At 66.6% G+C, this 23,094-nt stretch carries 19 protein-coding genes; 3 read left to right on the top strand and 16 right to left on the bottom strand.

The window, feature by feature from the left end; genetic code table 11:
- Positions 1 to 5: 5 nt before the first annotated feature.
- The 16 genes from dnaE to rpsB form a co-directional block, all read right to left on the bottom strand.
- Complete coding sequence (gene dnaE / locus ACPEES_RS16755; protein WP_435104721.1) at positions 6 to 3,530, bottom strand: DNA polymerase III subunit alpha; 3,525 nt, start codon at positions 3,528 to 3,530, stop codon at positions 6 to 8.
- A gap of 346 nt (positions 3,531 to 3,876) precedes the next feature.
- Positions 3,877 to 4,476 carry a ribonuclease HII gene (gene rnhB, locus ACPEES_RS16750; protein ID WP_435104720.1) on the bottom strand — a complete coding sequence of 200 codons (600 nt, stop codon included), beginning with the start codon at positions 4,474 to 4,476 and terminating at the stop codon, positions 3,877 to 3,879.
- Positions 4,473 to 5,636: a lipid-A-disaccharide synthase gene (gene lpxB, locus ACPEES_RS16745; protein WP_435104719.1), complete on the bottom strand. Its 1,164-nt coding sequence runs from the start codon at positions 5,634 to 5,636 to the stop codon at positions 4,473 to 4,475. Before lpxB ends, rnhB begins: the two co-directional genes overlap by 4 nt.
- Positions 5,637 to 5,671: 35 nt before the next feature.
- The gene (gene lpxA, locus ACPEES_RS16740) at positions 5,672 to 6,442 is read right to left on the bottom strand and encodes an acyl-ACP--UDP-N-acetylglucosamine O-acyltransferase (protein WP_435104718.1); all 771 of its coding nucleotides are present in this window, start codon (positions 6,440 to 6,442) and stop codon (positions 5,672 to 5,674) included.
- A complete protein-coding gene (fabZ, locus tag ACPEES_RS16735; protein ID WP_435104717.1) occupies positions 6,439 to 6,915 on the bottom strand; it encodes a 3-hydroxyacyl-ACP dehydratase FabZ in 477 nt (158 codons plus the stop codon). The genes lpxA and fabZ overlap by 4 nt, the downstream gene beginning before the upstream one ends.
- A complete protein-coding gene (lpxD, locus tag ACPEES_RS16730; protein WP_435104716.1) occupies positions 6,912 to 7,970 on the bottom strand; it encodes a UDP-3-O-(3-hydroxymyristoyl)glucosamine N-acyltransferase in 1,059 nt (352 codons plus the stop codon). The genes fabZ and lpxD overlap by 4 nt, the downstream gene beginning before the upstream one ends.
- Before the next feature lie 23 nt (positions 7,971 to 7,993).
- Positions 7,994 to 8,530, bottom strand: a complete 537-nt coding sequence (locus ACPEES_RS16725) for an OmpH family outer membrane protein (protein WP_435104715.1) — start codon at positions 8,528 to 8,530, stop codon at positions 7,994 to 7,996.
- Positions 8,531 to 8,561: 31 nt separating this feature from the next.
- Complete coding sequence (gene bamA / locus ACPEES_RS16720; RefSeq protein ID WP_435104714.1) at positions 8,562 to 10,838, bottom strand: outer membrane protein assembly factor BamA; 2,277 nt, start codon at positions 10,836 to 10,838, stop codon at positions 8,562 to 8,564.
- 18 nt (positions 10,839 to 10,856) lie between these two features.
- The gene (rseP, locus tag ACPEES_RS16715; protein WP_435104713.1) at positions 10,857 to 12,221 is read right to left on the bottom strand and encodes an RIP metalloprotease RseP; all 1,365 of its coding nucleotides are present in this window, start codon (positions 12,219 to 12,221) and stop codon (positions 10,857 to 10,859) included.
- A gap of 4 nt (positions 12,222 to 12,225) precedes the next feature.
- A complete protein-coding gene (ispC, locus tag ACPEES_RS16710) occupies positions 12,226 to 13,407 on the bottom strand; it encodes a 1-deoxy-D-xylulose-5-phosphate reductoisomerase (RefSeq protein ID WP_435104712.1) in 1,182 nt (393 codons plus the stop codon).
- Entirely contained in the window at positions 13,400 to 14,230 is an 831-nt protein-coding gene (locus ACPEES_RS16705) for a phosphatidate cytidylyltransferase (protein ID WP_435104711.1), read from the bottom strand. The genes ispC and ACPEES_RS16705 overlap by 8 nt, the downstream gene beginning before the upstream one ends.
- Complete coding sequence (gene uppS / locus ACPEES_RS16700; protein WP_435104710.1) at positions 14,223 to 14,996, bottom strand: polyprenyl diphosphate synthase; 774 nt, start codon at positions 14,994 to 14,996, stop codon at positions 14,223 to 14,225. Before uppS ends, ACPEES_RS16705 begins: the two co-directional genes overlap by 8 nt.
- A gap of 109 nt (positions 14,997 to 15,105) precedes the next feature.
- Entirely contained in the window at positions 15,106 to 15,663 is a 558-nt protein-coding gene (gene frr / locus ACPEES_RS16695) for a ribosome recycling factor (protein WP_435104709.1), read from the bottom strand.
- A gap of 3 nt (positions 15,664 to 15,666) precedes the next feature.
- Entirely contained in the window at positions 15,667 to 16,386 is a 720-nt protein-coding gene (pyrH, locus tag ACPEES_RS16690) for a UMP kinase (protein WP_435104708.1), read from the bottom strand.
- Between the two features lie 54 nt (positions 16,387 to 16,440).
- Positions 16,441 to 17,319 (bottom strand): translation elongation factor Ts, encoded by an 879-nt coding sequence (tsf, locus tag ACPEES_RS16685; protein ID WP_435104707.1) that lies wholly within the window; start codon positions 17,317 to 17,319, stop codon positions 16,441 to 16,443.
- Between the two features lie 63 nt (positions 17,320 to 17,382).
- On the bottom strand, positions 17,383 to 18,153 hold the full coding sequence (gene rpsB, locus ACPEES_RS16680; RefSeq protein ID WP_435104706.1) for a 30S ribosomal protein S2: 771 nt from the start codon (positions 18,151 to 18,153) through the stop codon (positions 17,383 to 17,385).
- A 286-nt stretch (positions 18,154 to 18,439) separates the two neighbouring features.
- Here rpsB and map point away from each other — a divergent pair, with 286 nt between their 5' ends.
- From map to dapD, 3 genes are all read left to right on the top strand, one after another.
- Entirely contained in the window at positions 18,440 to 19,207 is a 768-nt protein-coding gene (map, locus tag ACPEES_RS16675) for a type I methionyl aminopeptidase (protein WP_435104705.1), read from the top strand.
- Complete coding sequence (glnD, locus tag ACPEES_RS16670; RefSeq protein WP_435104704.1) at positions 19,207 to 21,903, top strand: [protein-PII] uridylyltransferase; 2,697 nt, start codon at positions 19,207 to 19,209, stop codon at positions 21,901 to 21,903. The genes map and glnD overlap by 1 nt, the downstream gene beginning before the upstream one ends.
- 221 nt (positions 21,904 to 22,124) lie before the next feature.
- Entirely contained in the window at positions 22,125 to 22,943 is an 819-nt protein-coding gene (dapD, locus tag ACPEES_RS16665; RefSeq protein WP_435104703.1) for a 2,3,4,5-tetrahydropyridine-2,6-dicarboxylate N-succinyltransferase, read from the top strand.
- Positions 22,944 to 23,094 lie beyond the last annotated feature (151 nt).

Raw genomic sequence — 23,094 nt, 5'->3', positions numbered from 1 at the left:
GGACTTCAGTACTCCACGCGCACGGCTCCGTCACTGGCGAGTCCTTCCAGACGGCGCACGAGCTCGTCGGTGGGCCGTACGCGCCAGTCCTCGCTCAGGCGCAACGAAGCGCGGGCCTGCTCACCGCGATAGTCGATGAGCACCGGGCACTCACCGTCGCGGTAGGCCGACAGCGTCTCGCGCAGCTCGGGAATGAAACCGTTGCCTGCCCGGGCACTGTCGACGCCCAGTACCAGCGCCCGGGCGAAACGCTCGCGAGCCTCGCCGATACCGAAGACCTCGTCGGCGGATATGCGGTAGCCGTCGCTGAAATCGTCGTACCCGAGCTCGCCCTGAACGACCAGCAGCTCGTCCTTGACCAGCAGATGGCGGAAACGCTGGAAGGCCTCGGGGAATACCACCACGTCGATACGCCCGGTGCGGTCATCGAGTGTGAACACGCCGAGCCGCCCGCCGCTTTGCGTGTTGCGCACGCGAAGCGCCATCACCAGCCCGGCGACGGTCACCTTGGGACCGCTCTCGCGCCGGCGGCCCTTGCCACCTTCCGCGGGCGGCGTGGCCCCCATCCCGGTGGCGAGCTGATTCAGGCGTCCGGTGATGAAACGGGTGATCTCGGCCTCGTATTCATCGATGGGATGGCCGGTGAGATACAGCCCCAGTATCTCTTTCTCCGCGGCAAGACGTTCCTGCTCCTCCCACTCGGGCATGGCCGGCCGTTGCTGCGGCGTGTCCGCTGCCGCCGGCGCTCCAAGGCCGAAGAGGTCGTCCTGACCCAGCTCGGCGTTGCGGGATTTCTGCTCCGCCGCCTTCAGCGCCTCGGGCAGATAATGCATCGCCGTGGCGCGGTTGGCGGCGAGATTGTCGAGACTGCCGGAGCGGATGAGGGCTTCGAGCACGCGCTTGTTGAGCCGGCGCAGATCCACCCGCGCGCACAGGTCGAACAGATCGGCGAACGGCCCGTTCGCCTCGCGCTCGGCGATCAGCGCCTCGATGGCGGAATGGCCCACGCCCTTCACCGCACCGAGGCCGTAGACAATGGTGCGCTCATCGCGGGCACGGAACATCCAGTCCGAACGGTTGACGTCCGGCGGCTCCACGGTGAGCTCCATGGAGCGGCACTCCTCGATGAAGGTCACCACCTTGTCGGTGTTGTCCATGTCCGAGGACAACACGGCCGCCATGAACGGTGCCGGCTCGTGGGCCTTCAGCCAGGCGGTCTGGTAGGAGAGCAGCGCATAGGCGGCGGAGTGCGACTTGTTGAAGCCGTAGCCGGCGAACTTCTCCATCAGGTCGAAGATCGCCTCGGCGTGCTCGTGGGTAAGTCCGTTCTCCTTGGCGCCGGCGAGGAAGATCTCCCGCTGCTTCGCCATCTCGGAGGCTTTCTTCTTGCCCATGGCACGGCGCAGGAGGTCGGCGCCACCCAGGCTGTAGCCGGCGAGGACCTGGGCGATACGCTGGACCTGCTCCTGGTAGAGGATCACGCCGTAGGTGGGCTTGAGAATCGGCTCCAGATCGTCGTGGTGGAGCTCGGATGTGGGATACGCCACCGGCGTGCGGCCGTGCTTGCGGTCGATGAAGTCCTCGACCATGCCCGACTGCAGTGGCCCGGGACGGAACAGCGCCACCAGCGCGATGATGTCCTCGAAACTGTCCGGCTGCAGCCGGCGGATGAGGTCCTTCATGCCCCGGGACTCGAGCTGGAAGACGGCCGTGGTCTGGCAGGCCTTGAGCAGGTCGAAGCTCGCCTTGTCATCCAGCGGGATGGCCGAGATGTCGAGGGGATCGCTGCCGCGTTCAGCGCGGATGGCGTTTACCGCCTTCACCGTCCAGTCGATGATCGTGAGCGTGCGCAGGCCGAGGAAGTCGAACTTCACCAGGCCAACGGCCTCGACGTCGTCCTTGTCGTACTGCGTGGCGAGTCCGCCACCGCCGGGCTCGCAGTAGAGCGGCGCGAAGTCGGTGAGCTCGGAGGGGGCGATCACCACGCCGCCGGCGTGCTTGCCCACGTTGCGCGACATGCCCTCGAGCTTGCGCGCCATGTCGATCAGCGTGTGGACATCCTCGTCCTCGTCGTAGAGGTTCTTGAGGTCCTCCTCCTGCTCCAGGGCCTTTTCGAGCGTCATGCCGAGCTCGAAGGGCACGAGCTTGGCTATACGATCGACGTAGCCGTAGGGATGGCCGAGCACGCGGCCGACATCCCGCACCACCGCACGCGCGGCCATCGTACCGTGGGTGGCGATCTGGGAAACCTTCTCGCGCCCGTATTTGTCGGCGACATAGTCGATCACCCGGTCGCGGTTTTCCATGCAGAAGTCGACATCGAAGTCGGGCATGGAAACACGCTCGGGATTTAGAAAACGCTCGAAGAGCAGGTCGTACCTGAGCGGATCCAGGTCGGTGATCTTGAGCGCATAGGCGACCAGCGACCCGGCACCGGAGCCACGCCCGGGGCCGACGGGGATGTCATTGTCCTTCGCCCAGCGTATGAAGTCGGCGACGATCAGGAAGTAGCCCGGGAACCCCATGTGCTCGATCACGTCGAGCTCACGCTGCAGGCGCTCCTCGTAGCGCCTGCGAGTGGCCGCGGGGTCGGGGTCGTCATCGGTGATGATGCGTGTGAGACGCTCTTCCAGCCCCTTGCGGGCGTCGGCGGCGAGGAACTCGTCGATGGTCATGCCCTCGGGCACCGGGAAGTCCGGCAACACGTTCTCGCCGAGGGTCAGATTGAGATTGCAGCGCCTGGCAATCTCCACGGTGTTCTCCAGCGCTTCCGGAATATCGGAGAACAGCTCCGCCATTTCCTCGGGCGTGCGCAGGTACTGCTCGGCGCTATAGCGCCGCGGACGGTGCTTGTCGTCCAGGGTGCGGCCCTCGTGGATGCACACACGGGCCTCGTGGGCCTCGAAATCCTCGGGCGCGAGAAAGCGGACGTCATTGCTCGCCACCACCGGCACATCGGTGTCGGCGGCGAGCGCGACCGCCGCGTGGAGGTGGTCTTCGTCGCCCGGACGGCCGGCACGCTGGATCTCGAGGTAGTAGCGGCCGGGGAAATGCTCCTGCCAGAACGCGAGCTTCTCGCGGGCGAGCGCGTCATGACCATCGAGCAACGCCCGCCCGACGTCCCCGTCCTTGCCGCCGGAGAGCACGATCAGGCCCTGGGACCACTGCGCGAGCCACTCGTGGCGCACCACCGGCACGCCCTGATCCTGGCCGTGCAGATAGCTCTCGGTGAGAATGCGCGTCAACGACCCGTAACCGCTGTCATCGGCGCACAGCAACGTGGCCTGGGAGTGTCCGTCGGCGCTGTCGCGGTCGGTCACGCGCACGTCCGCCCCGACGATGGGCTTGATCCCCGCCGCGATGGCCGCCTCGTAGAACTTGACCATGCCGAAGAGATTGCCCTGGTCTGTGACCGCCACCGCGGGCATACCGGCATCCGCACATGCCTTCATGAGCGGCTTCAGGCGCACGATGCCGTCGATCAGGGAGAACTCGGAGTGCAGATGCAGGTGTACGAAGCTGCCGGTCATGGGCTCTCGTCGGTCGGTTGTGCGGGTCGCCGTGTGCAGGCCCTTACTAATCTTCTCAGAGGTATTGTCATGCGTCAGCCGGTCTGTGCGCCGATGGGGCAAGGCGCGAGGCGCGCCGTGTAGCCGGGCACCATGAGCGGCGAGCAACGCAGCCCCCATCGGCGCACAGTCCGGCCCGAAGGCAGCGCCACAGCGGCCCGGTGGCGGCGTTGCGCTCGCTTGACGTGACCCGGCCACGCCGGCGCGAGCGCGCCTTGCCCCCGAACCGCTGTGGCGCTCTGACACATGACACAATACCTCTGAGAAGATTAGTAGTGTAATGCCCGGCGTGCGTTCGACCAACGCGTCAATCCGCGGCGGCCTCGCGCACCGGACGGAAGGATCGACGGTGTATCGGACACGGCCCGAGCCGCCCCAGCGCGGCAAGGTGCTCGCGGGTGCCATAGCCCTTGTGGCGGGCAAAGCCATAGCCCGGGTAGCGCTCGTCGAGTACGACCATCTCCGCATCCCGCAACTGCTTGGCGAGGATGGAGGCTGCGCCGATAGCCGGCACGCTCGCGTCACCGCCGATCACCGGCTCCACGGGACACCCGAGCGGCGGACAGTCGCGGCCGTCGACCAGGGCGAAGTCCGCGGCCGGGTCCAGCGCCTCAACGGCTCGGCGCATGGCGACGAAAGTGGCCTGACGGATGTTCAGCCGATCGATCTCGGCGACCTCGGCACGGCCCACCGCCCACGCGAGCGCCTCGTCACGCACGCGTTCGGCCAGCGCCTCGCGCCGAAGCGCCGTGAGCGACTTGGAGTCGGCGACCCCTTCGATACCCGCGGGCGGCAGAATGACCGCCGCTGCCACCACGGGGCCCGCCAGTGGTCCCCGCCCCACCTCATCGACGCCGGCGGTGAACTGCGCGGCGGCGGCAAAGGAGAATCCGCTTTGGCCGCTCATCCGACCGTGTGCTCGACGGCCTCGGCGGCGCGCTCGTCGGCGCCGCGGCGGAGACGCTGATGCAATTCCTCGAAGCGCGCCTGCATCGCCGCCGCCCGCCCGCGATCCTCGAGCAGACGCTGCACGCCCTGGGCCATCGCCGCCGGCGTGGCCTCGTCCTGAATGTACTCCGGCACCAACGCCTCGTCCGCGAGCAGATTCGGCAACGCGACATACGGCGTCTTCAGCAGGCGCAGATGACGCACGAGCCAGGCGGTCGCCGGCGCGACACGGTAAGCCACCACCATGGGCCGCTTGAGCAGCATGGCCTCCAGCGTCGCCGTGCCCGAGGCGGTGAGCACGACATCCGCCGCCCCCATCGCTTCGGCGGACCGTCCGTCGATGAGGTTCACGCCCCCGGTCACGCCCGCCGCGGCGAGCAGCACCTCGAATCGGGCTCGCAGTGCGGCCGTGGCCATGGGCGCGACCACCTGCAGATCCGGATGGGCGCGGCGCAGCCGTGCCACCGTCTCGGCGAAGATCGGGCCGATGCGCTCCATCTCCCCGCCGCGGCTGCCCGGCAACACCGCCAGCACCGGTGCATCGTCGGGCACCTCCAACGCCGTCCGGTAGGCGGAGACATCCACGTCCATGGGGAAACGATCCGCTGCCGGATGGCCCACGAAAGTCACCGGCACGTGGTGACGCTCGTAGAACGCGGCTTCGAACGGCAGCAGCGTGAGCATCCGGTCCACCGAGCGCGCGATCCCGTGAATGCGCGCCTGACGCCAGGCCCATACGCTGGGGCTTACGTAGTGAACGGTACGCACCCCACGGGCACGCAGGCGCCGCTCCAGTCCCAGGTTGAAATCGGGCGCGTCGATGCCGATGAACACATCCGGCGGGTTCGCGCTGAAACGCTCGAGGAGATCGTTACGCACCCGCAGCAACCGCGGCAGGTGTCGGAGCACCTCGACCAGCCCCATGACCGACAGGGTTTCCAGCGGATACAGGCTATCCAGCCCCGCGGCCCGCATGCCCGGGCCGCCGATACCCTCGAAGCGTACACCGGGGTGCCGGCGTGCGAGCGCGCGTATCAGCCCCGCACCGAGCAGGTCCCCCGACAGCTCGCCGGCGACGATCGCGACTCGCTGCATGGGTATGGCGTCCGAATGATCCATCTCCATCTCGGGCAGAATCCGTGACGAGCCCGGCGTCAGCGGATGATACCGCGCTCGCTGGCCCGCACGAACGCCGCGAACCGCGCCACCATCGGATCGTCGGCGGTTTCCAGGGTGTTGATGGCTTCCTCGAGCCGCAGCCCTTCGCGGTAGAGCGTCTTGTAGGCCTGCTTCAGCGCACGGGTCGTCTCCCTCGGAAAGCCGTTACGCTTGAGACCTTCGACATTGAGCCCGCGCGGCGTGGCGCGCTGGCCGGCGGCCATGACGAAAGGCGGCACGTCCCGGTCGACGTGGGCGCCGAAGGCGAGGAAACAGTGCTCGCCGAGGCGGCTGAACTGGTGCACCAGCGAAAATCCGCCGAGGATCACGTGATCCGCGACTTCCACGTGCCCCGCCAGCGAGGCATTATTCGCGAAAACCGTGTGGCTGGCGACGAGGCAGTCGTGGGCGATATGGCAGTAGGCCATGATCCAGTTGTCGTCGCCGATACGCGTCACCCCGCCACCGTCGCCGGTGCCCCGGTTGATGGTGACGCATTCGCGGATGGTGTTGCCGTCACCGATCTCCAGGCGCGTGCGCTCGCCGCGGAACTTCTTGTCCTGGGGCTCCTCGCCCACCGAGGCGAACTGGAAGATGCGATTGTCACGGCCGATGCGCGCAGGCCCCTGCACCACCGCATGGGGACCGATCCACGTCCCCTCTGCAATCTCCACGTCCGGCCCGATGACCGCATAGGGGCCCACCGTCACGTTGTCGGCGACACTCGCCGCCTCGTCGATAACTGCCGTCGGGTGGATGCTGCTCACACTTCCCTCATCGTGCAGCGGATTTCGGCACTCGCAGCGACCGCCCCATCCACCCGGGCCTCGGCGCTGAACATCCAGATGCCCCGCATACTGCGGGTGACACGCGCGTGCAGCACGAGCGCGTCGCCCGGCTCCACCGGGCGCTTGAACTTGGCCTTGTCGATACCGACCAGATAGAAGAGCTTGGAATCGTCGGGCTGCTCCTCGTCGGGCTGACTCTCACGGGTGCGAAACGCCAGCAGCCCGCAGGCCTGTGCCATCGCCTCGAGAATCAACACCCCCGGCATGACCGGGCGCTGGGGAAAATGCCCGCCGAAGAACGGCTCGTTGACGGTGACGTTCTTCACCGCCTCGATCACTTCCCCCGGCACACAATGGCTGACACGATCCACCAGCAAAAACGGATATCGATGCGGCAGATAATTCTTGATCTGGTGAATATTCATGCCGGTGTGTTGTTCGCTTTGGGTCATGAGTCCTTCCGTTCGTCCGTTTGCAGCGCCGCCAGGCGCCGCTCGAGCTGGCGCAGGCGCCGCGCCATCGCGTCGAGCTGATTGAATCGTGCCGCATTACGGCGCCAGTCACGGCTCGCCGCCATCGGCGTACCGGAAGCGTACACCCCCGGCTCGCGAATGCTGTGGGTAACCCGAGCCATGCCGGTGATGACGCTGCCGTCCGCCACCTCCAGATGACCGGCGATCCCGGCCCCGCCGGCGACGGTCACGCCGCGCCCGATGCGGGTGCTGCCGGCAACCGCGGAACAGCCCGCCATGGCGGAATTCGCACCGATGTGCACGTTGTGGGCGACCTGAACGAGATTGTCGATCTTGACACCGTCCTCGATCACGGTGTCCTCGAGAGCGCCGCGGTCCACGGTCGTGTTGGCGCCGATCTCCACGTCATTGCCCAGCACGACGCGTCCCAGCTGGGGAACCTTCTCCCAGCGGCCGCCGTCGTTGGCATAGCCGAATCCGTCGGCGCCGATCACCGCGCCGCCATGAATGATCACGCGATTGCCGAGCACGCAGCCCGCATAGAGCACGGCACCGGCCATCACCCGCACGTCCGCACCGAGCACGCAGCCGGCGCCCACCACCGCGTTGGCATGCACCACGCAGCCGTCGCCGAGCACTGCCCCGCTCTCCACCACCGCACCGGCGCCGACGTGCACACCGTCACCGAGGCGCGCGTCCTCAGCGACCGCGGCACGGGGGTGAATACCCGCGCCGGGTGTCGGCTCCGGGTGCAGCATACGCGCCACACGGGCAAAGGCCAGATGCGGGTTATCGGTGACCACAGCGGCCATGGCGAGCCCGGAGACGTCTTCGGCGCGCACGATCACCGCCGAGGCCCTGGACTGATGAAGCTGATCGCGCAGCCGAGGACTGGCCAGAAAGCTGATTTCACCCGGACCGGCCGTCGTCAGCGGCGCCACGCGCTCCACCCGAACACCGCCATCACCGTGAACCCGACACCCGAGTGCGTGCGCCAAGTCCGACAGCGGAATCCCGCGTTCCTCCCGCACCATCGCCCCTCGCTATCTGCGCCGCGTCAGCGGCCGTTCTGGTTTCGCTCGAATTCGCGACGCAGACGCTCGATGATCCGGTCGGTGATATTCACCGCGTCGCTGGCGTAGATCACGCCATCGCTGACGACGAGATCGTAGTCCTGCTCCTTGGCGTACTCGCTCACCGTCTGGAGGATGCGCCGCTGCAGCTCACCGAGCTCCTCGTTGCGGCGCATGTTGAAGTCTTCCCGGAACGCATCCTGGGTTCGCTGGATATCCCGCCGCAACGACAGAATATCGCGCTGGAGGCTCTGCCGCTCGGCCTCGCTCTGGTTCAGCTCGGCGTCCTGCATGCGTTCCTCGAGCTTGCGCAGCTCTTCCTGCATGCTCACGATCTCGCGATCCCGGGGAGCGAACTCCTCTTCGAGCTTGCGCCGGGCCGCGTCCGCCTGCGGGGCCCCGGAGGAAACCTTGGCCGGGTTCACGAACCCGATCTTGAGATCGGCCGCGTGGGAGGTCGCCTGCAACGCGAGGCTCGCGCCCAGCGCGAACAAGCCGTGTCTTATGATTCTCGGTATCATGGGCGTTTATTCAGGCCTTGAGCGGGTGCCATCAGAAGAAGGTGCCCACGGAGAACTGGAAGAATTGGGTGTCGTCGCCGGGCTCATCATTTAACGGTTCCGCCACACTCATTGTCAACGGACCCAGCGGCGACATCCAGATCACGCCCAGGCCCGCCGCGTAGCGGATTTCGCCGGCGTCGATGTCCTGATCGGGGGTGGACCACACCTGGCCGGCGTCGACGAATGTGGAGATCCGGAAACCACTGTCCTCGGCGCCCGGCGGCGGAAAGCGCAGCTCCGCGCTGCCGAGGGCACGGAAGTTGCCGCCGAGTGGATCGTCGTTCTCGTCGCGCGGGCCCAGGGAGTTGCCATCATAGCCGCGCACGGTGGATATACCGCCGGCGAAGTAGTTCTCGAAGAACGGCAGCCTGCCGGTACTGCCGAAGCCGTCGCCGTAGGCCAGCGAGCCTTCGAGCGCCAGCGTGAGCCAGTCACTGATCGCGGCGAAGCGGCGGTGGCTGTAGCTCGCACGGTAGTACTCGAGGTCGCTGCCCGGAATGGAGACCTGAAGCGAGCCGCGCTGGCGACTGCCACTGGTGGGGAAGACCGCGCGATCGCGGGTGTCGTGCGTCCAGGACAGCGCCAGACGATAGGTCATGTTGCTCTCGCCATTGCGCTCGACGAAGTCCGTCTGCACTTCGGTGGGCTCGTCGCTCAGCGTGAGCTCCAGGTCCTCGATCTCGACGTCGACGCCGAAAGTGTCGTTGGAAGTCACCGGTATCCGGTAACCGTACGTGCCGGTGAGGCTCTTCACGCCGTAGTCGGAGAGATCCGCCTCGTCGGCGTCGGTGTCACGGAAGGCCACGGACATGTCCCGGTCGATGCCCGAACGCGTGTAGAACCGATCGAGGTACGACGCGCGGTAGACTGTATTGACGTCGTCGTTATTGGCGGTGAACGAAAGACGATCACCACTGCCGAGGACGTTGTCCTGCTGCACGCCGAAATTCAGCAGCAGCCCCTGCTCCGTGCCGTAACCGATACCGGCCTTGAGACTGCCCGAGAGGCGTTCCTCGACGGAGACGTCCACATCCACCTGGTCGCCGGTGCCGGGCACCCGCGGCGTTTCAATGTTCACGTTGTCGAAGAAACCCAGCCGCCCGAGCCGCCGCCGGGACTCCTCGACATCCGCGGTGGACAGCCACGCGCCTTCGCTCTGTCGGAGCTCCTGACGGATCACGTCGTCGCGCGTACGCGTGTTGCCGGAGATATTGATCCGGCGCACGTATACGCGCTCGGCCGGGTCCACGAAGAAGGTGAGATCCACCGTGCCCTCGTCCTCGTTCACCTCGGGCAGGGGGTTGACGTTGGCGAACGCATAGCCCCGCTCGCCGAGTTTCTCACGGAACGCCTCGGACGTCGCGACCACATCCTGGCGCGAGTACAGACCGTCCGGCGCGACCGCCACGAGCTCGCGCATGGTCTCTTCGGGGAAGACCAGATCACCGGCGAGAGAAATCTCGCCGACCCGAAACTGCTCGCCCTCGTCGAGATTGACGGTGACGTGGATACGGCGGCGGTCCGGGCTGATCGAAACCTGGGTGGAGGTGATCGTGAAGTTGACGAAGCCCCGGTCCTGATAGAACGAGCGCAGCCGCTCCAGATCCCCGGCTAGGCGCTGGCGCGAATAGCGATCGGCATCGGAGAAAAAGCTCCACCAGGGCACCGGCCCCATCTCGAACTGGTCACGCAAAGCCTCGTCGTCGAAACTTTGGTTACCGACGAACTCGATGGCCTGCACCGAGGCGGGCTCGCCTTCGGTGATATCGAGCCGCACGCCCACCCGGTTGCGTGGCAGCGGCGACACCGTGCTCTCCACGCGCACGTCGTAGTAACCCAACGCGAAGTACTGCTGACGCAGCTGGCGCTCCACCTGGGCAAGCAGGGAGCGGTCGAACGTGCGCCCCTGGGCCAGGCCGGCGTCCTTCAGCCCCTTGAGGAGGTCTTCCTCGCCGATCTCGTCGTTGCCGTGGAGCTCGATCCGGGCAATCGCCGGACGCTCGGAAACCTCCACCACGAGCGTGTCACCATCGCGACGCAGGGCGATATCCTGGAAAAAACCGGTGTCGTAGAGCGAACGAATCGCCGATGCGATGCGCGCATCGTCCACACGGTCGCCGACCTGAATGGGCAGGTAATTGAAGACCGTGCCGGCGGCGATCCGCCTCAGCCCCTCGACCCGGATGTCCTCCACCTGGAAAGGCTCTGCCGCCGTCGCGTGGCCCATCGCCGCGGCCAGCGCGAGTGCAATCAGCGATTTTCGCATCCCCTCGTCGATTCCCTGTCAGCTCGGCCCGAACAGTCGGGCAAGGTCGTTGTAGAAGGCCACGGCCATGAGCAGACCGAGCAGGACCAGCCCGATCTGCTGACCTGTCGCCTGGGCGGCCTCCGATAGCGGTCTGCCACGCAGCCACTCGATGCCGTTGTAGAGCAAATGGCCACCGTCGAGCACCGGAACGGGCAACAGGTTGAGGATGCCGAGACTGATGCTCACGATGGCGAGAAACCGCAGGAACGGCACCACGCCAAGGGTGGCCGACTGGCCGGCATACTGCGCGATATTGATCGGCCCGCTCAAGTTCTTCACCGAAGCATCGCCGGTAACCATCTGTACGAGCAGCTTGACGGTGAGAGCGCTCGCCTCCCAGGTAGCGCCCGTCGCCTGGGCGATAGCGGCCAGCGGCCCATGCTGGACGGTGCGCCGCATCCCGGCGTAGGCGCTGTCTTCCACCCGGGGGCGGACCCCCAGGCGGCCGGTGTCGCCGTCCTCGCCTTCGACCCGGCCAAGGGTAACGGCGAACTCGCGGCGCTCACCGTCACGGCGCACCGTCACATCAACCGCCTCGCCGGGACGCGCCCGCACTACCTCGACGAGCGTCTGCCACTCGTCAACCGGCTCGCCGGCAACGGCGATGATACGATCCCCGGCGGTAAGCCCCGCTGTCGCAGCCGGTCCCCCCGGCAGCAGCTCGCCGACCACGGGCTCGATCGTCGGGCGCCAGGGCCGCAACCCGAGCGCCCCGAGAATATTCGGCTTTTCGCCGAGCGGCCCGATCGCCGCCACATCCAGCGTCAAGTCCCGGCGGATACCATCCGGCGTTTCCACCGCGAGCGAAAGCGCCTCGTTGCCTGCTCCCTCGGCGAGCAGACGCATGAGCACGTCATCCCAGCTCAGCGTTTCCTCCCCCGCCACGGCCACGATCTCCTGCCCCTCGGCGAGCCCCGCTTCCGCGGCGGGGCTTTCCGGCACCACCTCGCCGAGCACCGGCCGGAGCTCGGTGGTGCCGATGACGGAAATCGCCCAGTAAGCGAACAGCGCAAAGAGGAAATTGAAGCCGGGCCCGGCAAAAAGGATCGCGTTGCGGGCCCACAGTGGCTGGCGGTTGAACGCGCGGTGTCGTTCCTCAGGCGCGACATCGCCCTCGCGCTCGTCGAGCATCTTCACGTAGCCGCCGAGCGGAATCGCGGAGAGCGCGTACTCGGTGCCGTCACCGCCAGTGCGCCGCCAGACGACCCGGCCGAAGCCGATCGAGTAACGCAGCACGCGCACGCCCACGCGCCGCGCCACCCAGAAATGGCCGAACTCATGGATGGCGACGAGCAGGCCGAGCGCCACGACGAAAGCGATCAGATTGACGAGTACGCTCATGGGATCACACTCCCTGCCGCAGCCATTCAGTGGCGATTTCACGCGCCCGTGCGTCCGCGAGCATCAGCTGCTCCAGGGACTCCGCCGGCTCGGCCGGCAGCCGTGCGAGCGTCGCCTCGATGACGGCGGCGATGCGCGTGAATGCGAGCGTGCCATCGAGGAAGCCGGCCACGGCCACCTCGTTGGCGGCATTGAGCAACGCGGGAGCGGTACCGCCCTCACGCATGGCCGCCTCAGCCAGGCTCAGGCACGGGAACCTCGCCGGATCGGGGCGTTCGAAATCGAGCCGCGCCAGCGCGAACAGATCGAGTGGCTCGACGCCCGCCGCGAGCCGGTCAGGCGCGCCCAGCGCGTGCGCGATGGGTGTACGCATATCCGGATTGCCGAGCTGGGCGAGCACCGAGCCGTCCGCGTAGGACACCAGCGAGTGGACCACGCTCTGTGGGTGGATGACCACATCCACCGCGTCCGGTTCCATGCCGAAGAGCAGGCAGGCCTCGATGAACTCCAACCCTTTGTTCATCATGGTGGCGGAATCCACGGAAATCTTCCGCCCCATGCTCCAGTTGGGATGCGAGCAGGCCTGTTCCGGCGTCACCGTGTGCAAGGTGCTCGGGTCGCGCTCGCGGAAGGGTCCACCGGAGGCGGTGAGCAGGATACGGTTCACACCGCGGCGCTCTGCCTCTCCGCGACGGTAACCTGCCGGCAGGCACTGGTAAATGGCGTTGTGCTCGCTGTCCACCGGCAAAAGCTCGGCACCGCCGCGCTCCGCCTCGGCGAGAAGCAGCGGGCCGGCGACGACCAGGGATTCCTTGTTGGCGAGCAGCACGCGATGCCCCCCCGCCACTGCCGCCATGGTCGGCCGCAGTCCCGCAGCGCCGACGATGGCGGCGACCACGATGCCCCTGGGGGCATCGGCCACGGCGTCGGTCACCGCCGCCTCCCCGGCGAGCACGGAAGGCGCCGCCGCTTCACCCGCCAGCCGCTCGCGCAACCCACGGGCGGAGACCTCGTCGGCCATGACCGCCACCCGCGGGCGGTACTCCCGGCACAGGCGGGCCATGGCTTCCACATTCCGATTGGCGGTAAGCGCATGCACGCGGAAGCGCTCCGGATGCCGGCCTACGACGTCCAGCGTGCTCTTGCCGATGGAGCCGGTCGCGCCGAGGACAGTCACCTCACGCATGAGTGCCTCCGAGCATCATTGCAGCGGCACCCACCACGGGAGCCGCTGCAAGCAAGCCGTCGATACGGTCCAGAATACCGCCATGGCCGGGCAGGAGATGGCCGCTGTCCTTGTGGCCGCGCAACCGCTTGATCATGCTCTCGAACAGATCGCCGACAACACTCATCGCGATCGCCGCGACCCCCAGCCCGATGAGCCCGGAGATGCCCGGCACGCTCGCCCCCAGGCCAGCGAGCCGAGCCAGCACGTAGACGACCACGGCGCAAAGGAGCCCCAGGGATATGCCGCCCCATACCCCTGCCCAAGTCTTGCCGGGACTCACGGTCGGCGCAAGGCGTCGGCCGCCCCAGCGTCTGCCGGCGAAATAGCCGCCGACATCGGCGCCCCAGACGAGCACCAGCAGCAACGTCAGCCAGAGAGCGCCGTCGTCGGCCCGCAAATGTACCGCGAACACCGCGATGCTCGCGGAGGTGAGCGTGGCGGCGCCGGAAAGCGCGTCGGCGGCGACACTGCCGCGACCGCTGAACAACGCCAGCCGCACGATGGGCACGAGCCACCAGGCCAGCGCGACCCACACCAGCGCTTTCACCGGCACGCCGGCGGCCACGAGTGCCCATGCCCCGACGCTCAGCGCCGTGCACGCGGCCGCGTAGCCGCCACGAACCGCCGCACCCTCGAGGCCCGCAAGACGGCCCCACTCCCAGCCGGATAGGGCGATCACGAGCGAGAACGCGCCAGGCAGCACCGCTGTCGGCGCGAGCCACACGAGCCAGAGCGCGAGGGGCACCAGCACCAGCGCGGTGACCACCCGCGTTCTAAGCACGGGGATCGGGCTCCACTTGGTCAGGGGTCATGCCGAAGCGGCGTTCGCGCCCGCCGTACCAGGCAACCGCGCGATCCAGATCGGTCTCGCTGAAATCCGGCCACAGTGCGGGGGTGAAATACAGTTCGGCATAGGCGAGCTGCCAGACGAGGAAGTTGCTGATGCGCTGCTCGCCGCCGGTGCGGATGAACAGGTCCGGCTCCGGGAGGTCGGCGAGACAAAGCTCCCTCGCCAGCGCGTGCTCGTCCACCGCCTCGGCGGGTATCTCACCGTCGGCGACCCGCGCGGCGAGCCGCCGTGCCGCCATGGCGATGTCCCAGCGGCCACCGTAGCCCACCGCCACGTTCACGCCCAGCTCGCTGTTGCCGGCAGTGCGTTCCTCCGCCTCGCGCATGCGCGTGCGAAGGGTACCGGAGAAGCGTTCGCGCTCGCCAATGAAACGCAGTCGCACGCCGCTTTCGACGAGACGGTCCGTCTCCCGCTCGAGCGCGCGCAGGAACAGCTCCATGAGCATTCGGACCTCGCCGGCCGGACGCCGCCAGTTCTCGCTGCTGAAAGCGAACAGGGTGAGATAGGGAATCCCCAGCCGACGACAATGCTCGACCGTCCGGCGGGCGGCCTCCGCACCGGCCCGGTGCCCCTGATGGCGGGGTTTGCCTCGCCCGGCGGCCCAGCGGCCGTTCCCGTCCATGATGATCGCCACGTGCCTGGGGCCTGACCCGTCGCCCGCCGCACGGTTATCGCAGTCGCGCTCTGCCGCTGTCATTGTCTCTCCACGGTCCGGGACACGGCCGACGCCGGCCGACGAATATACACGCGGCCATGCGTGCCGCGTTGCAGCGACGCCCGTTCGCCGACGGACGCCCGGCCCGGGGTCAGACCTCCATCAGCTCCTCTTCCTTGCCGCTGAGGAGCTTGTCGATTTCGGCGACGTAGCGATCGGTGAGCTTCTGGATATCGTCCTCGCCGCGCTTCTCGTCGTCCTCGGTGATCTCCTTCTCCTTGAGCAGAGCTTTGAGATCACTGTTGGCGTCACGGCGAATGTTGCGCACGGCCACCCGCGCCTGCTCCGCCTCACCACGCACGATCTTGATGAGATCCTTGCGGCGCTCCTCGGTCAGCGGCGGCAGGGGAATGCGGATCACATTGCCCGCGGAGTTCGGCGTGAGCCCGAGATCGGACTCCATGATCGCCTTCTCGATGGGCTGGATCATCGATTTCTCGAACGGGGTCACCGTCAGCGTGCGCGCGTCGCTGGCCACCACGTTCGCGGCCTGGTTGAGGGGCACCTGGGTGCCGTAATAGGTCACCGTGATGTGGTCGAGAAGACTGGTGTGGGCACGGCCGGTACGGATCTTGTGGAAGTCATGGTTGAGACTCTCCACGCTCTTGGCCATGCGTTGCTCAGCGTCTTTCTTGATATCTTCGATCATGGCTTATCCTCTCTCCACGATCGTGCCTATGTCGCGGCCCTCGACGGCGTCCACGAGACAGCCGGGACGCGTTATGTCGAAGACCATGATGGGCATGTTCTGGTCGCGGCACATGACGATCGCAGTAGCGTCCATCACACCCAGCTTTCGCTCCATCACCTCATCATAAGTGAGACGGACGTAGCGCTGGGCCGTGGGATCCTTGACCGGATCAGCGGAGTAGACACCGTCCACCTTGGTCGCCTTGAGCATGATATCGGCATTGATCTCCACCGCGCGCAGACTCGCGGCCGAGTCCGTGGTGAAAAACGGATTGCCCGTGCCCGCGGCGAAGATGACCACCCGCCCTTTCTCCAGATGACGAATGGCCCGGCGGCGGATGTAGTCCTCACACACCTGATTGATCTTGATCGCCGACATGACCCGCGTGAACACGCTCTCGCGCTCCAGGGCATCCTGCAGCGCGAGAGCGTTCATGACCGTGGCGAGCATGCCCATGTGGTCGCCGGTGACCCGATCCATCCCCGCGGCGGCGAGACCCGCCCCGCGGAAGATGTTGCCGCCACCGATTACCAGCGCCACCTCGACACCCCGGGCGATGAGCTCCTTGATCTCCGCCGCCAACCGCTTGGTCACGCGGGGGTCGATGCCGTAGGCCTCCTCGCCGAGGAGACCTTCCCCACTGAGTTTCAACAGAATGCGGCGATAACGCGGCTCGCTCATGTCACAGGGCTCCGTGGCGTTTGGGGCGATGTCTCCACAGTCGTCTGGGCGGCCTCAGGAGCCCTTGACCTGGGCAGCGACCTCGTCGGCGAAGCTCTCCTGCTTCTTCTCCTTGCCCTCGCCCACCTCGAAGCGGGTGAAGTGCGTGACCGTCGCCCCCTTGGACTCGAGGAGCTTGCCCACGGTCTGATCCGGATCCTTGACGAAGGGCTGGCCGAGGAGCGTGATCTCGCCGAGCCACTTGCGAAGGCGTCCGTCGACCATCTTCTCGATGATCTCGGCGGGCTTGCCGGAATCCTTCGCCTGCTCCACGAGAATGTCCTTCTCCTTGGCGACGACATCCGCCGACACCTCGTCGGGGGTGATATGCAGCGGCTGACTGGCGGCAATGTGCATGCAGATATCGCGCGCCAGGGCCTCGTCCCCGCCTTCGAGCTCCACCATAACGCCGATGCGGCTGCCGTGGAGGTAGCTGGCCAGAACGCCGGAGGTCTCGTAACGCACGAAACGGCGGATCTCGATATTCTCGCCGATCTTCGCGATCAGTGCCTTCTGGGCGGTGGCGACGTCATCGCCGTCGTCGAGCTCGAGCGCCATCAGCGCGTCCAGATCCGCCGGGTTCTCCTTGAGCACCAGGTCGGCGATCTTCTGGGAGAACGCCTTGAAGTCGTCGCCGGCGGCGACGAAGTCGGTCTCGCTGTTGACCTCGACCATCGCACCCTGACGGGCGTCATCGCTGGTCGACACGACAATGGCACCCTCGGCGGCGACGCGACCGGCCTTCTTGTCGGCCTTCGCGAGGCCGCGCTTGCGCATCACCTCGATGGCCGCCTCGATGTCGCCTTCAGCCTCAACGAGCGCCTTCTTGCACTCCATCATGCCCGCGCCCGTACGCTCGCGCAGGTCTTTTACCAGTTGAGCGGAAATCGCCATGGGGAAATCACCCTTTCACTGTTCGGTTCACGATCGCCTTGACGGCGCGGCGGCGAAGACCGATCACTCGGTCTTCTGCTCCGGCTCCTCGGCGGCAGGCGCCGTTTCCTCGACCTCGACGAACTCGTCGTCGCCGCTGGGCGGCTGCGCGCTGGCCATGCGCGCGTCGATAATGGCATCCGCCGCCCCCTTGAGATAGAGACGAATCGCGCGGAAGGCGTCGTCGTTGCCGGGGATGACGTAGTCCACCTCGCGCGGGGAATTGTTGGTGTCGACCACGGCGACCACCGGGATGCCGAGCTTCTTGGCCTCCTGGATCGCGATCTTCTCGTAACCCACATCGATCACGAACAGTGCGTCCGGCAGGGCATCCATGTCGACGATACCGCCGAAGCCGCGCTCGAGCTTCTCCATCTCACGGCGCAGCGAGAGCACCTCGCGCTTGCCGAGCTTGTCGAAGGTGCCGTCCTTCTCCTGCTGCTGCAGGTCCTTGTAGCGACGGATGGAGTGCTTGACGGTACGGAAGTTGGTGAGCATGCCGCCGAGCCAGCGGTGGTTCACGTAAGGCATGCCACAGCGGCCGGCCTCTTCCTTGACGGCCTCGCGCGCCGAGCGCTTGGTGCCGACGAACAGGATCCGGCCGCCATTGGCCGCCAGGCGGCCCATGTAGTTGAGCGCGTCCTCGTAGAGCGGCTGCGTCTTCTCGAGGTTGACGATGTGGATCTTGTTACGCTCGCCGAAGATGTACGGCGCCATCTTCGGATCCCAGTAACGGGTCTGATGCCCGAAGTGAACACCGGCTTCGAGCATCTCGCGCATGGTCACTTTAGCCATGTTTGCAGTCTCCTTTTACGGGTTGAGCCTCCATGCACCCGCACGCGGAAACCCCGCCAGGGGGCACCCGACCGCGTGTGTCGGTGCATGTGTGGATTGGTTGATGGCGGTACCGGTTCCGGCCCGCGATATCCGGCAGGCACTGGAGCCGCCGTTGCCTTGAAGGCGCGCGATTTATACCATACCGAGCATTGAGTGTCATGCGGCACGGGGGTTGCAAGCCCGTCGCCGCCCGCCCCGCCCGGGCCCGTCGTCACCTCCCTTTCCCTGAATTTAAGGTTCGTGAATGTCCGTAACGATCAAGTCCGCCGAAGAGATGGAGAAGATGCGCGTCGCCGGGCGCCTGGCCGCCGAGGTACTCGATGTGGTCACTCCCCACGTACAACCGGGCGTGACCACCGAGGAGCTCGACCGCATCTGTCACGAGCACATCGTCAACGAGCAGGACGCCATCCCGGCGCCGCTGAACTACCGCGGCTTCCCCAAGTCGGTGTGCACGTCCGTGAATCACGTCGTCTGCCATGGTATTCCCGGCCCCAAGAAGCTCAAGCGCGGCGACATCATCAATATCGACGTCACCGTCATCAAGGACGGCTATCACGGCGACACGAGCCGCATGTTCTATGTAGGCGAGCCGACGATTCAGGGCAAGCGCATCTGTGAGCTCGCGTGGCGCAGCATGTGGGCAGGCATCGAGCAGGTACGCCCCGGTGCCCGCCTGGGCGACATCGGCCACGCCATCCAGACACTCGCCGAGGGCGAAGGCTGCTCGGTGGTGCGCGAGTTCTGCGGCCACGGCATCGGCCGGGGTTTCCACGAGGAGCCGCAAGTGCTCCATTACGGACGCCCGCATACGGGCATGGAACTCACCGAAGGCATGACCTTCACCATCGAGCCCATGGTGAACATCGGCCGCCCGGACAGCCGCATACTCAAGGACGGGTGGACCGCGGTAACCAAGGATCACAGCCTCTCCGCCCAGTGGGAGCACACCATTGCGGTCACGCCGGACGGCTACGAGATCCTCACCCACAGCGACCGGTACCGCGACTGATGATCACCCCGGAGTCCGTCCGTCACGACCGCCAGCTCCTCGACGTGGAAGCGCTGGACACCGCGCTCATCCGCGGCGAGGCGCCGGTACCTCTATTTCGCGCGGCGCGGGACGAGGCGGACCAGATCCTCCAGGCCCGCTTCCAGGAGGGCACCCCCGCCGCCGAGCTGGTTCCGCTGCGCGCCGCGGTCGTGGACAGCCTCGTGACCCGGGTCTGGGACTGGACCATGGGCCCGCGCGGCGCCGAAGCGGCACTGGTGGCCGTCGGCGGCTACGGCCGCGGAGAGCTGCATCCGGGCTCGGACACGGATCTCATGGTCCTGCTGCCGGAGGCTCCCCAGGACGACTTCGAAGGAGCGATCCAGGCGTTCGTCACCACGCTATGGGATATCGGCCTGGAAGTCGGGCACAGCGTGCGCACGATCGCGGAATGCGCCAGCAACGCCGAGGCGGACATCACCATCGCCACCAACCTGATGGAGTCACGGCTGCTCTCGGGCAGTCGCGAGCTCTACGTGGCGATGGAGGAGGTAACCGGCCCGGACCGGGTGTGGCCGAGCCGGCGCTTCTTCGAGGCCAAGTGGCAGGAGCAGCTCGAGCGCCACGAAAAGTACCACGACACGGCCTACAACCTGGAGCCCAACGTCAAGGAGAGCCCCGGCGGCCTGCGTGACATCCATATGGTCGGCTGGGTCGCCAAACGCCACCTGGGGGCGGATACGCTCTATGACCTGGTGCGCAAGGATTTCCTCACCGAGGACGAATACCATGCGCTGATGCAGGGCCAGCACTTCCTGTGGGACGTGCGCTTTGCGCTGCACATGCTTGCCGGCCGCCGCGAGGACCGGCTGCTGTTCGACTACCAGCTCCGCCTCGCCGAGCAGTTCGGCTACAAGGACGCCGAGCACACGCTGGCGGTGGAGCAGTTCATGCAGCGCTACTACCGCACGATCATGCGGCTCAACCGCCTGAACGAGATGCTGCTTCAGCTCTACCAGGAGGCGATCCTCTACGCCGGGGTGGACGAGGCGCCGGAGCTACTGAACAAACGGTTCCAGGTCAAGCGCGGCTTCATCGAGGTCACCCACGCCAGCGTCTTCCGGCGCTACCCCTTCGCGCTGCTGGAGATCTTCCTGCTGCTGCAGCAGCACCCCGAGATCAAGGGCGTGCGCGCCTCCACCATCCGGCTGATCCGGGAGAACCGGGAGCTCATCGACGATCGCTTCCGTAACGACCTGCGGGTGCGCAGCCTGTTCATGGAGATCATGCGCCAGCCGCGCGGAATCACCCACGAGTTGCGGCGCATGCACAACTACGGCGTGCTCGGCCGCTACATCCCCGCGTTCGGCCGCATCACCGGACGCATGCAGTACGACCTCTTCCACGTCTATACCGTGGACACGCACATCCTCATGGTCGTGCGTAATCTCCGACGACTCGCGGTGCCCGAATTCGCGCACGAGTTTCCCTTCTGCAGCGAGCTCATCCGTCGGGTCGCCAAGCCCGAGCTGCTCTATCTCGCCGGGCTGTTCCACGATATCGCCAAGGGCCGCGGCGGCGACCACTCCGAGCTCGGCGAGACCGACGCCTACGACTTCTGCATTCACCACGGCCTGTCCCGCTATGACAGCCGCTTCGTCGCCTGGCTGGTGCGCCATCACCTGCTGATGTCGATGACCGCGCAGCGCCGCGACATCTCGGACCCACAGGTCATCAACGAGTTCGCCCGCGAAATCGGCGACCAGAAGCACCTCGACTACCTTTATCTGCTCACCGTCGCCGACATCCGCGGCACCGACCCCAAGCTCTGGAATTCCTGGCGCGAATCGCTGCTGCGCGAGCTCTACGACCTCACCAAGCGCGCCATCCGCCGTGGACTCGGCAATCCCATCGACGGCGACGAGCTCGTCGCCGAGACCCAGCAGCAGGCCCGGCGGCTGCTGCGCGAGCAGGGGCTGCACCACATGACGGTGCGCGCCATCTGGCGTCATTTCACCCCGGACTACTTTCTGCGCTACGCCGCCGACGAGATCGCCTGGCACACCGCGGCCATTCACGGCCACAGTGGCCGCGACGAGCCCCTGGTGCTGGTCCACCCCGAAAGCAGCCGCGGCGGCACAGAGGTGTTCGTCTACACCCCGGACCGGGACAACATCTTCGCCCTGACCGTCTCCGCGCTGGACCAGCTCGGGCTCAACATTCAGGACGCGCGCATCATCACCACGGAGAACGGCTACACCCTGGACAGCTACCTGGTCCTCGAAGACGACGGCAACCCCATTGACGGCCCCTACCGGGGCAGCGAGATCGTCTCCCGCCTGAACGAGGCGCTGGGCAAGGTCGACCGCCTGCCCGAACCCTCGGCGCGCACGCTCCCGCGACGGTTGCGTCACTTCAATACGCAGACGCAGATCAGTTTCTCCGAGGAGCCCCACAACGACCGCTCGGCGATGGAGCTGATCACCGGCGACCAGCCCGGCCTGCTCGCCCAGGTCGGCTACACCTTCGCGCGCTGCGGCATCCGCGTGCAGAACGCCAAGATCGCCACCATCGGCGAACGGGCCGAAGACGTGTTCTTCATTACCGGCCCGGAGAACAGCCCCCTCACTGCCGAGCAACAGGGAACGCTCAAACAGGCGCTGCTCGAGATCGTCGACGACGATGACGACATCATGGCGCGCGCTGACGGCGTGTAGCGGGCGGGAGAGAAGACTGACCACGACGACTCGCAAGTGCGTCTTCGTGCGCAGTCCCGACTCCTACGCCACCTCACGCAAGCGGTGGGCGACAGCGGTCGGCGGTTTTCCCTATACTCGGCGCTTCGCGCCGTTGTCGACAGTCCCGGCGCACCGGTTTCATCCCAATCCGGCGCGCGCACGAGCGCGCGGCTTCGCCCACGTATTTCGAGGAGACCCCCATGGACAAGCTCAAGAGCCTGATCGAGGAAGCATTCGACAATCGCGCCGACATCCACCCCGACGCCGGCCTCCCCGAGCTGCGCGACGCGGTCGAGCGCGCCCTGGAGATGCTCGACCGCGGCGAGGCGCGGGTGGCCGAGAAGATCGACGGTGAGTGGCGCGTCAACGAGTGGCTGAAGAAGGCAGTGCTGCTGTCCTTCCGGCTCAACGACAACCAGGTGATGCGCACCGGCGTCACCAACTACTTCGACAAGGTGCCGCTGAAATTCGCCGACTACAACAGCACCGAGCTGCGCGAGTCCGGCGTGCGCGTGGTACCGCCGGCGGTGGCGCGCCGCGGTTCGTATATCGCCCCCGGTGCCGTGCTCATGCCCTCCTACGTGAACATCGGCGCCTATGTCGGCGAGAGCACCATGGTCGACACCTGGGCGACGGTGGGCTCCTGCGCCCAGATCGGCGCCAACGTCCACCTCTCCGGTGGCGTCGGCATCGGCGGCGTGCTCGAGCCCCTGCAGGCGAGCCCGACCATCATCGAGGACAACTGCTTCATCGGCGCACGCTCGGAGATCGTCGAAGGCGTGATCGTCGAAGAAGGCGCCGTGATCTCCATGGGCGTGTACCTCGGCAAGAGCACCAAGCTCTACAACCGCGAGACCGGCGAGGTCACCTACGGACGCGTGCCCAAGGGGGCAGTGGTGGTGCCCGGCAGCCTGCCCGCCGAGGATGGCAGCCACAGCCTCTACTGCGCGGTCATCATCAAGCAGGTCGACGAGAAGACCCGCGCGAAAGTGGGCATCAACGAGCTGCTGCGGCCCTGAGGCCCGGGCACAAAAGTAGAAAGACCAAAGATGCAAGAGGATCGTGGCGGAACGCATAACCCGCCACGATTCTTTTACTAATCTTCTCAGAAGTATTGTCATGCGTCAGCCGGACTGTGCGCCGATGGGGCAAGGCGCGAGGCGCGCCGTG

Origin of the sequence: Arhodomonas sp. AD133 (assembly GCF_051195215.1) — a bacterium.
In the GTDB taxonomy this organism is placed as follows: Bacteria; Pseudomonadota; Gammaproteobacteria; order Nitrococcales; family Nitrococcaceae; genus Arhodomonas.
This window is presented reverse-complemented; position numbering and strand designations above follow the sequence as displayed.

Bases quoted from the DNA above. Each gene is read 5' to 3' on its own strand.
- dnaE (WP_435104721.1), bottom strand. From the start codon at position 3,530: ATGACCGGCAGCTTCGTACACCTGCATCTGCACTCCGAGTTCTCCCTG.
- rnhB (WP_435104720.1), bottom strand. From the start codon at position 4,476: ATGAGCGGCCAAAGCGGATTCTCCTTTGCCGCCGCCGCGCAGTTCACC.
- lpxB (WP_435104719.1), bottom strand. From the start codon at position 5,636: ATGGATCATTCGGACGCCATACCCATGCAGCGAGTCGCGATCGTCGCC.
- fabZ (WP_435104717.1), bottom strand. From the start codon at position 6,915: ATGACCCAAAGCGAACAACACACCGGCATGAATATTCACCAGATCAAG.
- lpxD (WP_435104716.1), bottom strand. From the start codon at position 7,970: ATGGTGCGGGAGGAACGCGGGATTCCGCTGTCGGACTTGGCGCACGCA.
- ACPEES_RS16725 (WP_435104715.1), bottom strand. From the start codon at position 8,530: ATGATACCGAGAATCATAAGACACGGCTTGTTCGCGCTGGGCGCGAGC.
- bamA (WP_435104714.1), bottom strand. From the start codon at position 10,838: ATGCGAAAATCGCTGATTGCACTCGCGCTGGCCGCGGCGATGGGCCAC.
- rseP (WP_435104713.1), bottom strand. From the start codon at position 12,221: ATGAGCGTACTCGTCAATCTGATCGCTTTCGTCGTGGCGCTCGGCCTG.
- ispC (WP_435104712.1), bottom strand. From the start codon at position 13,407: ATGCGTGAGGTGACTGTCCTCGGCGCGACCGGCTCCATCGGCAAGAGC.
- uppS (WP_435104710.1), bottom strand. From the start codon at position 14,996: ATGACAGCGGCAGAGCGCGACTGCGATAACCGTGCGGCGGGCGACGGG.
- frr (WP_435104709.1), bottom strand. From the start codon at position 15,663: ATGATCGAAGATATCAAGAAAGACGCTGAGCAACGCATGGCCAAGAGC.
- pyrH (WP_435104708.1), bottom strand. From the start codon at position 16,386: ATGAGCGAGCCGCGTTATCGCCGCATTCTGTTGAAACTCAGTGGGGAA.
- tsf (WP_435104707.1), bottom strand. From the start codon at position 17,319: ATGGCGATTTCCGCTCAACTGGTAAAAGACCTGCGCGAGCGTACGGGC.
- rpsB (WP_435104706.1), bottom strand. From the start codon at position 18,153: ATGGCTAAAGTGACCATGCGCGAGATGCTCGAAGCCGGTGTTCACTTC.
- map (WP_435104705.1), top strand. From the start codon at position 18,440: ATGTCCGTAACGATCAAGTCCGCCGAAGAGATGGAGAAGATGCGCGTC.
- glnD (WP_435104704.1), top strand. From the start codon at position 19,207: ATGATCACCCCGGAGTCCGTCCGTCACGACCGCCAGCTCCTCGACGTG.
- dapD (WP_435104703.1), top strand. From the start codon at position 22,125: ATGGACAAGCTCAAGAGCCTGATCGAGGAAGCATTCGACAATCGCGCC.